This window comes from Ardenticatenales bacterium (assembly GCA_020634515.1).
In the GTDB taxonomy this organism is placed as follows: Bacteria; Chloroflexota; Anaerolineae; order Promineifilales; family Promineifilaceae; genus JAGVTM01.
Map to the genome: position 1 here is coordinate 312078 of JACKBL010000003.1, position 14438 is coordinate 326515.

The window sequence follows — 14438 nt, forward strand, 5'->3', positions numbered from 1 at the left end:
CGCGGGGCGAACAGGCTGATGGTGCCTGTTATTCATCAACTTTGACAAAGATTTGGGCCACGGCATCGGCATACGCTTCTTGCCAGTCAGGTTGGCTGGCGAGCAGGGTGGTCAGCGGTGCGCCGCGCTCCATCAGCACGTAGTCTACATCAAATTGGCGCAGCGGCGCGTCCCAATCGGGTTGAAGTTCGAGCGTTTTGAGGTAATAGAGTAGGAAATCATCCCTATACACGTCGGCACGGCCATCGACGAAGACGGGCAGGCCGCGCCAGATGAGGTAGCCGCCCCAGCCGTAGCTGTTGTAGCCGTGGGCCTGGTCCATGTCGTGGGCGATGAGGTAGTCCACGGCGCGGACGGGAAAATGGTCGGCGATGGCGGCGTCGTTGTCCTGGATGACGCGAGCGGACCAGGCGGTGACGACGAGCAGGGAGAGGAGGATGAGGAGCCAATTGAGGGCGGGTGCGCCTTTGGGGGCGGGGTGGCTGCCGGCAAAAATGGCGTGGAGAGGGGTGTTGGCGGTGGCGAGGAGGAGATGCCGGCATATCACCGGCGTCGCCACCAGCGCAAAGATAGGGATGTGGCGGGCGGAGAGCAAGCCCGCGGCGAACGTTCCCAGCAAGAGGAGCATGTCCGTCCAGGTCGGACGCGCGCGGCTCAGGCTTAAACTCAGCACGCCCAGCATCATCATGCCGGCAAAAGCCCAGAAGATAGGCAAATGGAAATCCGGCGAGAGCCACTCCTGAATGTGCGCCTGCATCGCGCCGCTGCCCAACGTGGCAAACGGGTACAGCCAGAGCGCGGGACCATTTGGGTTGAGGGCGGCGGCGAGGAAGGAGAGGAGCGTGGTCAAGGCCAGGCGGCGGATTTGCGCCCAGGTGAACACATCCGTGCCGCGCGTCAGGCGCTGCCAGGACTCGCCGACAACAACCGCCGCCAGGAGGACGATGCCCACCAGGTAGCCGCTATGCAAGTTGGCCCAGAGCGCGGTGAGGGGCAGGAAGACCCACAAGGCGCGCGCGGAGAGACGTCCGCTGCGATACGCCTCCAGCAGGTAGATGAAGAGGGCCAGGAGGAGGAGGTTGAACATTTGTGGCCTGGCTCCCCAGACGATGGAGGAGGCGATGGCCGCCAGGAGGGTGACGAAGGCGGCAAGATAGGGGCGACCGGGGCTGCTGTAGTAGATGAGGGCGAAGGTGAGGGTGATGAGGGCGGCGGTGGAGAGGATAAGTGCCGGCATTCCCCCGGCCACATACACCCCCCACAAAACCACCTGCGACAACCACTCATGCGTCACCCAGGCGTGGTTGGGAACCGTGTAAGAAAACACATCCTGCCGCGGAATGCCCGCCTGCAAAATATACGCCCCCGTGCGCAGATGCCACCACATATCCGGGTCAATCGTCGCCCGCACAGCCATGGCAAACAGCGCCAGGAGAAATAGCGTGGTGAAAAGTCGTCGGGTGGTCATGGGGAGTGGGTAGTTGGAGACTTTCAACCGTCAACCGTCAACCGTCAACTACTTCCGCGCATAGACGGTGAAGAGGTCGCCGAAGTTGACGGGGATGGCGAGTTCCGCCAGGTGGAAGCGACGCACCAGGCGGTCGGTCCATTGGCCCAGGCGTTGGTTGAGGCCACCCAACCGCGAGGCCAGGTAGCCGAGGCGCAGATAACGCCCCTCCGCGCCCGACCAGATGATTTCATATCCTTGATTTTGTAGCATTTGGGCCAGCGTACGGCGGCTGAAATAGTGGATGTGCATTTCCATCAACCAGGGCCAGCGCGTCCCCATGAAGCGGGCAGTGAGGCTGTCGATGTCCATGGTATGCACGGCAATGAGGCCTCCCGGACGCAGCAGGTCGTAGGCGCGGGCCAATTCCGCCGCCGGATCGGCGACGTGTTCGATCACGTCCCACATGGTGATCACATCAAACTGCTGTCCGTCCAGGTCCGCCGCCTCCTGGGTTCCGTGCAGCACAGGCAGGCCATGCGCCTGCGCTTCCCGCACGGCCCATTCCGATGGCTCCACGCCGCGAGCGTCCCATCCCGCCTCCAGGGCAACTTCCACAAACACGCCAATGTATGCGCCCACATCAAGCAGGCGGCGACCTTGCGCGGGACCGGTATGTTTCTGCATGGCGGCCAGATGTTTGCGGAAGGTCAGCAGTCGCCCCTGCCGTTCATTGACGTAGGTTTCGTCTTCGACGTTGACGTAGGCGTCCAGCAGTTGATCGGCGGGCCAGCGGGGATTGGCGTATACGTAGCCGCAATGCCGGCATTCCACAATCTGCGGGTGCTGTCCATAATCAGCGCTCGTGCACCGAAAAGCGCGCACATCCAGGTTCCCGTTGGCGGAAACCGTTGCCGGCAGGCGCACCCGCCACTCATCCCGCCCACACAAATTGCAATTGACATACTTCATGAAGTCACCGGTACCGATGCCCGCTGCGGTTCTCTGCCCCGCAAGCGACGAACAAACAGGCGCAGCACCGTGTACTGCGCCTTGAAAATTTCCTGGCGCGAGATTTTTGTCTGCCCCTTGCGCCGATCCTCAAAAATAATCGGCACTTCCCCAATCTGCCATCCCCGCCGCTGGCACATAAACAGCATCTCCACCAAGAAGGAGTAGCCGCTGGAAAAAACCTCGTCCAACGGGATAGATGCCAACACCTCGCGGCGATACAGGCGAAATCCCGCCGTCGTATCTCGCGCTTGCAAGCCCAAAAGCATGTGCGTCACCAGATTCGCGGCCCAGCTCAACACAATGCGTCGCCACCCCCAGTTCCGCTGCCCGCCGCCAGGCACGTAGCGCGAACCAATAACCACATGTTTGTGGCGACTCATCTCAATCATGGCCGGAATATAACGCGGATGGTGCGAAAAATCCGCGTCCATCGTCATCACCCGCGTCGCGCCCAACGTCTCCAGCGCCAGCTTATAGCCGGCGATATAGGCCGTGCCCAGCCCCATTTTTCCCGGACGGTGAATGACATGCACCTGTCGCGGATAGCGCGCCGCCCAGCGGTCCGCCATCTCGCCCGTGCCGTCGGGGGAATTATCGTCCACCACAATCACGCCCAGGGAAACGGGCAACGCCAGAAGCTGCGCCAGTAGATCATCCACGTTGTCGGCCTCATTGTAAGTCGGCACAACAACGTAGGTCTCAATAGGGTTGGAAAAAGGATTGTCCGCTTGCGGTTGTATCATTACTTCGTTCTCATATCAGGGACGCGCCCCGCTCAGATGGGATCATTCGTAGGACCCGGGGCATGATTTTAGCGGCAACAAGTAGGCGGGTCAAAACACAGAGGTCCTGGTATGTGGCCTGAGCCTGTTATCACAATGCGCATTTTGACATACCCGCGCGCCGGGAATATGATTCAGTTATCATGTATGCTGGTTTTGCGCCCTGGCGACGCTGCCTGACAGCAGTATGATGTGCGGAACAACGGTCACGATGAGAATAGGTATCCTTACCCGCAATCCTTCGCTATATAGCACGCGCCGCCTGCTGGAAACATGCCGGCATCGCGGACATAACGCGATCCTCATTGACACCATCCGCGCCGCCATCCAACTCACCCGCATCACCAGCCGCAATCCCCATCCCCGCCTGACCTCCGTGGATGGCCTCATCCCCCGCGTCGGCACATCGATCACGCAATACGGCATCATGGTCGTGCGCCACTATGAGTCACAGGGCGTTTTCCTCACGGCCACGGCCAGCGCCATCGGCAACTCGCGAGACAAATACGCCAGTATGCGAATCCTTACCCGCGCCGACATCCCCGTGCCCCATACCATGCTGGTATCCTCAACACCGGAACTGTTGCCGGCCATCGAGAAAATGGGCGGCTTCCCTATCGTGCTAAAACAACGTCAGGGTACGCAAGGCCGGGGCGTGATGCTGGTACATGACCTGGAAATGCTGCAGCGCCTCATCAATGTATGGCAAACGTCCCCCCTGCAACTACTGGTGCAGGAGTTCGTTCCCGAAGCTCAGGGCAAGGATTTTCGCATTATCGTCGTGGGGAATCGCTGCGTGGCGGCCATGGAGCGCAGCGCGCCTGTCGGAGATTTTCGCGCCAATTTGCACCAGGGCGGCGTGGCCAAGGAGATTGCGCTGCCGGCACACCTGGAAAAGTTGGCGCTGCGGGCGGCGGCGGCGTTGCACCTATCCGTGGGGGGCATCGACGTGATTGAGTCTTCTCGCGGCCCCCTGGTGTTGGAAGCCAACTCCTCGCCCGGCCTGGAGGGAATCGAGCGCGTGACGCAACAGGACGTGGCCGGTCATATTGTCAGCTATCTGGAACAGCAGCAGCGGCAAACGTCGCGCCTACGTCGCCATCGCCGCCGGCGATAGCCTGCCCCTACTCCCCCTTTCCTCTTTCGTCGTAACTGCTAAGCCAGATTGGACCCGTTTTCTCCGGTGAAATTGGTCCAATCTTCAGAGCGCGTTAATCGTTACCTTTCGTCCATGATACGACCAATCAATCCTTGCTCGCGCGCTTCCTCCCAGGAAATCCCCCGCATACCAGAACGCTCTTCCATCTCGCTCGCCTGCTCCCAAAATGCATCCAGATCGATTTCCTCCACCTGTATCCCCGGCCCCATGGCCGCAGCCAGGTCTGCCAATGGTAGCGGGGCGGGTTCAACCGGCGGGGGTGTCGCGGCAACGGATGGAGGAGGCGACGGCGTTGGTTCTTCTACTGGGGGCGTGGCAACAATTTCGATGGCCTGATAATCCGATTCGGCAATAGGCGCAGCGGGGGGCGGAGATGGTTCCGCGGCGGGAAGCGCGGCAACGGCCTCGACTGTCAGACGAGTCGGCTCGGAAGATGGGGGGGCGGGTGGCGGAGCCGATGCCGATGCCGATGCCGATGCCGGCAACAAATTCAGCAGATCGGCGACGGCGCGCTGCGCAAACACCCACACCGTGCCAATGCGCCCGCGACGGGTCTGGGCATCAATCAAGATGGTGACGAAGTGATCCGCGCCGACATTGGCGCTGTACACGTCCACGCGCTGGCCGGCCTGATACTGGATGGTGAAGGGTTCGTGGCTTTCTAGCTGCTGTGCCAGATCGTAGCTGCTTTTCATGTTGCGAGCGATGGTTTGGGTGAGTGCCGGCATTTTCTCGCTCCACTGCCCCCCCGTATCATGCAAAAGCGTCCCATCCAACCGCGCCAGGGCTACCTGCGTCGCCGATGTATCCGCCCGCAGCATCGTCAGGCGGCGGGCAATATCCGTCAACGTCCCCATCGGCGACTCGCTTTCCACATGGCCCACGGAGTCAGCCACCGGCACCGTCGCCCCCCTTCCGTGCCCGGCCTCCGGGCGCGTGCGCAACGCCTCATGCACCGCCGCCAGCAACCCATCCGTATCCAATGGCTTGCGGAAATAGCGAAAAACGCCCAGGTCCGTCGCCTCCTGCCGCCCCTCGTCCGAACTGTAGGCCGTAATCATGATAACGGGCATACGCGGACGCCGCCGCCGCGCCTGCCGCACCAGGTCAAAACCGCTAATGCCGGGCAGCCGCAAATCCGTGATTAACAGATCATACGCATTCTGCTGCAGTTCCAGCATTCCTTCTTCCGCAGACGGCACACCCGTCACGCGATAGCTCTGATCAGATAGCTCCAATATCGAGCGCAGGAAAGACAGCATCTCGAAGTAGTCATCCACAACCAGGATATTCTTTTCTTCAGCCATTGGATTCTCTCGACAGCCGCCGGATGTGGGAAAGGCTCAACCGCATCAAGGCAAAAAAAAACAGGGGCAAGCACGCAGCTTGCCCCTAAGTAGCCGTCCGAAAACAACTTCACACTTTATCAGACGGGCTACTGACAAGCTGTCCGCACAATTCCGCCAACTTATCTGCGGACAGCTCCTGGTAACATGCGCAAATGACGCATCCGCGCTCCACTCACGTCGCCTCAATTTCGACGTGCCGCACAATCTTGCTCGCGCCTGGCTCGCCTGTCTCCAATAACCAGCAGGCCGCATAATGCAGATTGCCATAATCTTTCAGCACCGGCTCATCCTGAGAGCATTTATCGAAAGCCAACGGGCAACGTGTGTGAAAACGACAGCCACGCGGCGGATTCAGCGGGCTGGGCACGTCCCCTTCCAGAATAATGCGCTTGCGTTTGTAGGTAGGATCGGGCACGGGAATCGCGGACAGAAGGGCCTGTGTATACGGATGCAGCGGATCGGCATACAGGTCTTCGCGCGCGGCCACTTCCACGATCTTGCCCAGATACATCACACCTACGCGGTCGCTGAAGTGTTCCACCACGCTCAGATTATGCGCAATGAAAAGATACGTCAGACCAAATTCCGACTGGAGTTCTTTCAGAATGTTCAGCACCTGGGCTTGAATGGACACATCCAAAGCGGAGACAGGTTCGTCGCACACGATGAATTTGGGGCGGAGGGCCAGAGCGCGGGCGATGCCGATGCGCTGCCGCTGACCACCAGAAAACTCGTGCGGATAGCGACGGGCATGGTCGGCGCGCAAGCCAACGCGGGTGAGCATCTCCACGACGACGTCATACCGCTCCTGCGCGTTCTTCTTCGTGTGTACGCGCAATCCTTCGCCAATGCTCTCGCCGACGGGCATACGCGGATCCAGCGAGGAATACGGGTCTTGGAAGATAATCTGCATGTCGCGGCGCATCTTCTTCAAGTCCGCGCCGTTGAGGTCAAAGATGTTTTGCCCATCAAAAGTGACGGTCCCGCTTGTTGCCGGCAGCAAACGCAAAATCGTGCGTCCCACTGTTGTTTTGCCGCAGCCCGACTCGCCTACCAGACCAAACGATTCGCCTTCATAAATGAAGAAGGAAACATCATCCACAGCCTTAACCCAGGCTTTCACCCGTTGCAGCAAGCCAGCGCGTACGGGGAAGAATTTCTGCAAGTTCTTCACCTCTAACAGAACTCGTTTTTCTCGCTCGGGGCCTTGTTTTTTCTTATAGGACATGAGTCACGCCTCTCCTCTTACTCGTACAACCAGCAGCGCACTTTGTGGTTCGGCGCAATCAATTTCAATTGCGGCTCTTCCTGAGTGCAGATTTCCAATTCATTGCGCACGCGCTCAACACAACGGGGAGCAAACTTGCACCCTGGGGGCAAATCGGTCAAATTGGGGACGGAACCAGGAATAGTCGTCAACTCCTTGTCAGTCTGCCCCAAAACGGGCGTTGAGCCAATCAGGGCTGTTGTGTAGGGATGTTTCGGCGTCTGGAACAGGTCATAAACGGAAGCCTCCTCCACGATACGCCCGGCATACATCACATCCACCCGGTCGCACATTTCCGCCACGACGCCCAAGTCATGCGTGATCAGGATAATAGAGGTATCCATTTTAGAGCGGAGATTGCGCATCAAGTCCAAAATCTGCGCCTGAATCGTCACATCCAGGGCGGTGGTAGGCTCGTCGGCAATCAGCAGTTCCGGCACGCAAGCCAGGGCCATAGCGATCATCACACGCTGCGCCATACCGCCTGACAATTCATGTGGGAATGCTTTGATACGCGACTCTGGCTCAGGAATTCCCACCATCGTCAATAGCTCAATGGCCCGCTTTTCGCCCGCCTCTTTCCCCAGGTCCTGGTGAATAAAAAGCACTTCGGACAACTGCTCACCCACACGAAAGACCGGATTCAAACAACTTGTGGGTTGCTGGAAGATCATTGAGATACGATTTCCTCGAATCTTCATCATCTTGGATTCTGGCGTATTCACCAGATCCACGTTATCGAAGATGATATTCCCATCTACGATCTTCCCCGGTTGTCCTATCAGGCGCATAATCGAAAGCGAGGTGACGCTCTTGCCGCATCCCGATTCACCAACAATACCCAGTACCTCACCCCGTTTGACAGCGAAGTCAACGCCGTCTACAGCGCGAACAACACCGCCTTCAGTGAAGAATTGGGTCTTAAGCCCTTTTACTTCAAGGATGTTTTCCTTTTCCACTTGCCTACCCCTTTGTGTGAGAAAACTACAGCTTCAGGCGCGGGTCGAGGGCGTCCCGCAGACCGTCACCAAAGTAATTGAATGCCAGCGACGTGATGAAGATGGCAAATCCCGGATAGAAGGCCTTCCACGGCGCGGTGAACATGTCTTTCTGCACGTCTTGCAGCATGTTCCCCCACGTCGCCACCGGCTGCTGAATGCCAAACCCCAGGAAGCTCAACGCCGATTCGTAGATGATCACGCCGCCAAACCCCAGCGTGGCACTGACGATGATCGGCGGCAGCGCGTTCGGCAGCATGTGCCGCACGATGATGCGCAGGTCGGACAGCCCCAATGCTTTCGAGGCTTCCGTGAATTCCTGGTTGCGCAGGCTCAGCACCATCGCCCGCGCCAGGCGGCACGACCCGGTCCACCCCAGTGTCACCAGGATGAGGACGATGACCACCGCTTGCCCCCACTCCGGCTTGAGGAACGGGATGGAGACGTTCCGCAACAGCGCCGAGAGGGTCAACAGTAGCGGTAGCCCGGGCAGGATGATGATGAATTCCACCAGCCGCTGGATCAGGTTGTCCACCAGGCCACCGAAGTACCCGGAGACGGCTCCGATGAAGATGCCTATCGTTTCCTGGAAGATGGTCACGGTGAAGGCGATGAATAGGGAGAGTTGCCCCGCCAGCAGCAGCCGCATGAGGACGTCCCGCCCCAATTCGTCCGTCCCCAGCGGATGTTCCACCGAGGGCGCGGCGTTGCGGTTCAGCAGGTCTTGCGTGTCTCGCGTGTACGGCATGTCTTGCTTCTGCGCGTAGTTGTAGTAGGTGCGACTCCCCATCACCATCGGACCGACGACCACGGTCAGGAGCATCAGCAGAATGACCACCAGGCTGGCGGTCGCCAGGCGATGCCGGCGCAGCCGGTTCCAATAGGTCAGTAACAGGGGTTCGGGTTTGCTCGTCAGCAGGGCTTCCGCCTGCAGGGCATCTACGTCTAGTTCGGCTACGGACATGGTTCCTTCCTTCAGATTTTAGGTATGCGCTATGCGGTTTACTCGAAGCGGATGCGCGGGTCTACCACCGTGTACAGCAGGTCGCCCACCAGGGTGGCGACGACCACCAGGATGGCCGTGATGAACAGGTAGCCCATGACGATGGGCCAGTCGCTCTGCCCCAGCGCGGAGATGAACAACCGCCCCATCCCCGGGTAGTTGAAGATGGTTTCGGTGAGGATCGCCCCGCCGAAGATGCCCGGTATCTGGAACACGACGATGGTGATGAGCGGGATGAGGGCGTTGCGCGTGGCGTGTTTCAGAATCACGACCCGCTCGCTCAGTCCTTTGGCCCGTGCCGTGCGCACGTAGTCTTGCCGCAGTACTTCCAGCATCGACGAGCGCAGGAAGCGGCTCCACCCCGCCAGGTACAGCAGGCTGAGCATGATGGTCGGCAGGACCAGGTGGATGATGCGGTCCCCCAGTGACCCGGCGCTCACCCCTAGTACGTCCTGAATGCTGCCCGGCAAGATGCGCAGGTCCACCACGTTCCCCGTGGGGAAGAATGGCAGCCCCCAGTTCTTGAAGGTGAGTCCGAAGAGGATGACCAGCATCAGGCCAAACCAGAATGCCGGCATCGATATCCCAAAGAAGCTGAACGTCGTCACCGCATAGTCCAGCGCCGAGTACTGCCGCACGGCCGAGATGATGCCGATGGGCACGGCGATCAGCAACGAAAACAGCGTCGCCGAGGCCATCAGGATGGTCGTGTCCTTGATGCGCCCTTCGATGATGCCCATCACGTCCTGTCCCCGTGCCAGTTTCCACGACTTGCCCCAGTCCCCGCGCACGATCCCCCGCTGGCATGGATACCCCTTGCCCGGTTCTACGCCTTCGTTCGTCCCACCCGCATCCCGGCATTGTGCCAACTGGAAATCCGCCCACGTCCCCGTCACCGGCAGCGTCTTGGCGTTCCCCGGGTTGCCGATGGCGTTCCCCAATTCATCAACCCAATCTTCCCCCGCAACCCAGGTCAAATACCCCAGCCACACCGGCCGGTTCAGCCCCAGGTTCGCGCGCATCACGTCGATCTCGTGTTCCGTGAAGCGGGCGCGGCGGTCTCCGCCCAGGTTGATGCCGGACAACGGGTCGCCCGGTGCGGCTTGCAGCAGCACGTAGATGGCAATGGTGGCTCCGAATACCACCATGATCATCTGTAGCCCTCGTCGAATGAGATAATTCGTCATCTCTTTACCTCCAAACTATATGTGCTCTTGAAGATGGGCGTTAATGCCGGCATCTCGCGGAGTTATCGTTGCCATCAATGTCATGAGAGGGGGTCATCTTGGCGAATACGCCGACATATTGTAACCATATGAAGCTATTTGCCAAGCGATTTATTCCGTTTCCACAAGCCATCATACCGGACAGCGCGTGCGCGGGACCCACCGTACGGACGGGCCTGGACAGGAACAATCAGAGCGATATGGAAGCTGGAAGACAGAAGGAGAGCTTTCATGAAGAAAGATACAAATAAACCGGCAGGATGTAGCAGAATGCGACGATGCGAAATTTTAACCTATTACGTCGAAACTTCCAAAGTCTGTTTTTCCGTGGGAAAAGAAAAATGGCAGCACCAAACCTGGTGCTGCCATTCTCATTTAAGGCATCAAACCCCTGTCAAGAGCCTATTGGTTGAGATCGATCTCGAAGATGTTGTACAGCTCCGAGTTCTGGGTCGGGTCCACGCCGAAGTTCATGACTTCGGGACGGGCCGCGGCAACCTTCAGGCGCAGGAACAACGGAATCACAGGCACGTTCTCGGAGAAGATCAGCTGGGCATCCTTGTGATTTTGCTCATACTCGGCTGTACCCGGCAGAGAAGCCAGGGCCGCCTTGCAAGCCGTATCGTAGTCCGCATTGCTCCAACCCGTTTCGTTCGCGCCACCCCAACCGGCATAACCTTCTTCCGGTGGGCCGGGGATTTCGTCGGTGATGTACAGGTTGCAGGAGGGGTCCACACCGGTCAACCAGGCGAATTCGCCCAGGTCAAAGGTACGGCCAAACAGCGGGCCTTCGGGGCCGTCAGCGAACCACTCGCCGGCGGGCAGGTAATACAGGTCAATCTGAACGCCACAAGCAGACAGATTTTCCTTGAAGATCTGGGTCAACTGCTGACGCATTTCGTTGCCGGTGGTCGTGCCCAACGTCACGATGAAGTTCTCACCGGTGGTCGGGTGGTTGCGGAGACCGTCGCCATCCGAATCCGTGAAGCCAGCTTCGTCCAGAAGTTTGTTGGCGGCATCCACGTCGTACGGCCACTGTACGTTGTTCTGGTTGAACAGCGGGTGGACGCTGGGGATGTAGCTGCTGATAACTTCGGAACGGCCATAGAGGATGTTGTCCACCATGCTCTGGCGGTCGGTGCACATCGTGAAGGCCTGACGCACACGCACGTCGTCGAACCAGACGGTGCGGTCGTCGTAGGGCTGGATGTTGAAGTCAATGTGCTCAAACACCGTACCGGTCTGGAAGTAGGGCACCAAAATGCCATTGGCTTCCGCTTCAATCAAGAACGGGGATTGGCCGACGTCCATACCGTCCTGCGTACCAATGTCGCACTGACCGGCAAGCAACTGGGCAATGAGCTGGTTGGTATCGGGGACGAACTTGTAGGTGACGGTGTCCACGTAGGGGAGACCTTCGGAAGCACGATAGTAGTTGGGGTTCTTCACCAGGCTGATGTTGTCGCCGGCGACCCATTCAGTAATCATGAAGGGGCCGTCGCCCATGGGCATACGGGAGCTTTCTTCCGCTTCGTTCAGCTCGGCAGCGGTAAGACCACCCCAGGCGTGACGCGGCAGCGGCGTCCAGAAGTTGGTGAAGTATTGGGAGTCAAGATAGCCGGGCAGACCGCGCCATTCCACGGTCAGGTCGCCGGTGGCCGCATAGCTGGCCGTACGATCAATTGTGTATTTGGAGCTTTGCGTGTCGGGGTCGGAGGCGATTTCGAAGCTGTAGACGGAGTCATCAGCGCTCACGGGCGTGCCGTCAGACCAGACGCGCGGCTTGATGGTGAACTGGACAACCAACTGCTTCATTTCCACAGGGCTGCCGTCAAAGGCCACTTCTTCGTCATTCGCGTTCGTGACGGTGACTTCTTCGCCCCAGGCCACGGGGTTGACATCGGCGTCAACCACCATGTCGCCAGGATTGACGGTCACGGTTTCAAAGAAGGCATCGCCATCAGAGAGCGAAGGCACTTTCTCAATGCCCTGTGCCTGGTAGCCATAGGACAGCGTGGTGAGGTTGTTCTCATAAACGGCATGGAGAACGGCGCTCATGGCCAACATGCTGCCGCCATAGACGTAGAGGGTTTCCGGTTCCTGAGCCATGCAGACGATCAGGTCTTTTGGCTTGGCTTCCACCGGAGCGGCGGTCGGTTCCACTTCCACGATTTTTTCTTCGACAACCACGCGAGTTACCTCGACGGGTTGGCCTTCAACAACTACTTCTTCTTTGACTACGCGGGTCACTTCGACCGTTTCCGTGACGACCTCAGGCTGGCAGGCAGCGAGGACGACGGCGCCGAGGACCAAAATAGCCGCAATGACCCACCATCGTTTTACCATTTTCATAGTTTGGGTTCCTCCTTAAGAACGCACGTAACTCTGGTAAACAATTAGAGTGAAAATTGGGGTTTGTGCCCAGTTATCGCTGGCGATGGTTCTTGGGCCATCAGCCTGTACGATAATCTCAAAATAGTAGGGGGGTGCAGATTCATATCTGCTGTTTGTCCGCTGCGCGGCATGAACCTGGTGGCAGGCGCAGCTTCAGAGTGTGTTGCATGTGCCGGCATTTCAACCATCAACCGGTCTCTATTCCCAAGCCACACAAACCGATTCGTTTTGTGAGAGCGCACCAATTAGGATTTGGGTTGGTACACACATTCTGGATTCAATACTATTAGAAACGGTGGGCAAAAACAAGGCAACAAAACGGCTTATTAGTGGCTTTATGGTGACATTTGGGTGACATTACTCGTTTTTGAGCCGGATTGGGCATTCCAAATGGACTTGAAAAGGTCATATCGGTGACAGTCGGGGTTGTTCGCTCAAACGCGCCGACGCCAGAATTCCGCGCCGTGGCGGGAAATTGCTACAATTCTGAAAAGAAAACCCCCGCGGCGACGGCAGCGTATCCGCCCGCGCCCCACTACCACGGAGCATACGATGACGGCTGCAACGGCTTCACCCAGACAATTCTCCCGGCGGGACATGCTGCGACTGCTGGCCGGAGGCAGCGCGGGCTTCCTGGTGGCGGCCTGTCGCCCCCCAAATCCGCCGCCAGACGCAACCACTCTCCCTACGCCAGCGGCAAGTGCGGCGGCAGCCACAACCACGCCCGCCGCGGCAACGGCCACACCCCCTTCGCCCCCGCCCTGGCAACCGCCAACGACCACGCGCATCACGCCGAATGAGGACTTTTATACACTCAAATACAATCCGGAACCACCGCCAGACGTGGACGTGGCGAGCTACCGCCTGGAAATTATGGGCGTGGTTGATCGGCCCTTGTCTCTATCATTGGCGGAGATCATGGCTTACCCATCCGTTATCCAGATGCGCACGCTGCAATGTATCAGTAATCCGGTGGGGGGGAACTTAATCGGCAATGCGATGTGGAAGGGGGTGCGGATGAAGCAGTTGTTGGCGGATGCCGGCATTCAATCCCCCACCCACCACCTCAAACTCGAATCCCTGGATGGCTACGACACAGGCATCCCCGCCTCCCTGGCCCTGGACGAAAACGCCCTCCTCGTCTACGAAATGAACGGAGACCCCCTCCCTGCCGCGCATGGCTTCCCCCTCCGCTGCCTCTGGCCTGGTCGCTATGGGCAAAAACAACCCAAGTGGCTGCACCGCGTCACCGTGCAGCGCACGCCGCACCTGGGGCACTGGGAATCACAGGGCTGGAGCGACGAGGCGCGAATCAATCCCACGGCCATTATCGAAACACCCCCCGAAAACAGTACGCAGTCGCCCGATTTTTACGTCGGCGGCATCGCCAATGCCACGGATGTGGGCCTGGAGGGGGTGGAGGTGAGCCTGGACGGAGGCGCGACATGGCAGCAGGCGGAGCTGCTGCGCGGACCGTCGTCGCTAGTTTGGACGCATTGGTGGGTGCGCGTGCAGGGGGGAAATGCCGGCACTTACCGCATCCTGGCTAATACAACGGACAATGCCGGCAACGATCAATCCCTCCCTGGTCGCGCCAACCGACTGCTGGGCGGCGCCTTCCCTGACGGCGTCGATGAAATGCAGCAACTAACCATTCGCGTCATCGGCGCACAAGGATAAAAACCGCGCGGGCGGCGGAAACAAAAAGAGCGGCAAACGCTGATCGTTTGCCGCTCTTTCTTTTTTAGCGCATGACCTGCCGCCACAAGCATCTGCCACGGCAAGTCAGCCTACTTTAA

General features: G+C 59.0%; 11 protein-coding genes. 2 read left to right on the forward strand and 9 right to left on the reverse strand.

All coding sequences use genetic code 11. From position 1 onward, the window contains the following. Positions 1 to 28: 28 nt before the first annotated feature. The 3 genes from H6650_10185 to H6650_10195 are packed head-to-tail and all read right to left on the reverse strand — an operon-like array spanning position 29 to position 3204. Positions 29 to 1468 carry a hypothetical protein gene (locus H6650_10185; GenBank protein ID MCB8952369.1) on the reverse strand — a complete coding sequence of 480 codons (1440 nt, stop codon included), beginning with the start codon at positions 1466 to 1468 and terminating at the stop codon, positions 29 to 31. A 48-nt stretch (positions 1469 to 1516) separates the two neighbouring features. Next, a complete protein-coding gene (locus H6650_10190) occupies positions 1517 to 2419 on the reverse strand; it encodes a class I SAM-dependent methyltransferase (GenBank protein MCB8952370.1) in 903 nt (300 codons plus the stop codon). Next, positions 2416 to 3204, reverse strand: coding sequence for a polyprenol monophosphomannose synthase (locus H6650_10195; protein MCB8952371.1), 789 nt, complete (start codon positions 3202 to 3204; stop codon positions 2416 to 2418). The genes H6650_10190 and H6650_10195 overlap by 4 nt, the downstream gene beginning before the upstream one ends. Before the next feature lie 250 nt (positions 3205 to 3454). On the opposite strand from H6650_10195, the gene H6650_10200 reads away from it, so the two are divergent. Then, positions 3455 to 4360, forward strand: a complete 906-nt coding sequence (locus tag H6650_10200; protein ID MCB8952372.1) for a RimK family alpha-L-glutamate ligase — start codon at positions 3455 to 3457, stop codon at positions 4358 to 4360. Between the two features lie 101 nt (positions 4361 to 4461). On the opposite strand, the gene H6650_10205 is transcribed toward H6650_10200, so the two are convergent. From H6650_10205 to H6650_10230, 6 genes are all read right to left on the reverse strand, one after another. After that, a complete protein-coding gene (locus H6650_10205) occupies positions 4462 to 5709 on the reverse strand; it encodes a response regulator (protein MCB8952373.1) in 1248 nt (415 codons plus the stop codon). Positions 5710 to 5923: 214 nt separating this feature from the next. Next, positions 5924 to 6979, reverse strand: a complete 1056-nt coding sequence (locus H6650_10210) for a dipeptide ABC transporter ATP-binding protein (GenBank protein ID MCB8952374.1) — start codon at positions 6977 to 6979, stop codon at positions 5924 to 5926. Positions 6980 to 6996: 17 nt separating this feature from the next. Beyond that, complete coding sequence (locus tag H6650_10215) at positions 6997 to 7977, reverse strand: ABC transporter ATP-binding protein (protein MCB8952375.1); 981 nt, start codon at positions 7975 to 7977, stop codon at positions 6997 to 6999. Positions 7978 to 8002: 25 nt separating this feature from the next. After that, positions 8003 to 8980, reverse strand: a complete 978-nt coding sequence (locus H6650_10220; GenBank protein ID MCB8952376.1) for an ABC transporter permease — start codon at positions 8978 to 8980, stop codon at positions 8003 to 8005. Between the two features lie 38 nt (positions 8981 to 9018). Continuing rightward, entirely contained in the window at positions 9019 to 10206 is a 1188-nt protein-coding gene (locus H6650_10225) for an ABC transporter permease (GenBank protein ID MCB8952377.1), read from the reverse strand. Between the two features lie 441 nt (positions 10207 to 10647). Next, the gene (locus H6650_10230) at positions 10648 to 12597 is read right to left on the reverse strand and encodes a peptide ABC transporter substrate-binding protein (GenBank protein ID MCB8952378.1); all 1950 of its coding nucleotides are present in this window, start codon (positions 12595 to 12597) and stop codon (positions 10648 to 10650) included. Between the two features lie 594 nt (positions 12598 to 13191). Here H6650_10230 and H6650_10235 point away from each other — a divergent pair. Next, complete coding sequence (locus H6650_10235) at positions 13192 to 14319, forward strand: molybdopterin-dependent oxidoreductase (GenBank protein ID MCB8952379.1); 1128 nt, start codon at positions 13192 to 13194, stop codon at positions 14317 to 14319. The last annotated feature ends 119 nt before the right edge of the window (positions 14320 to 14438 follow it).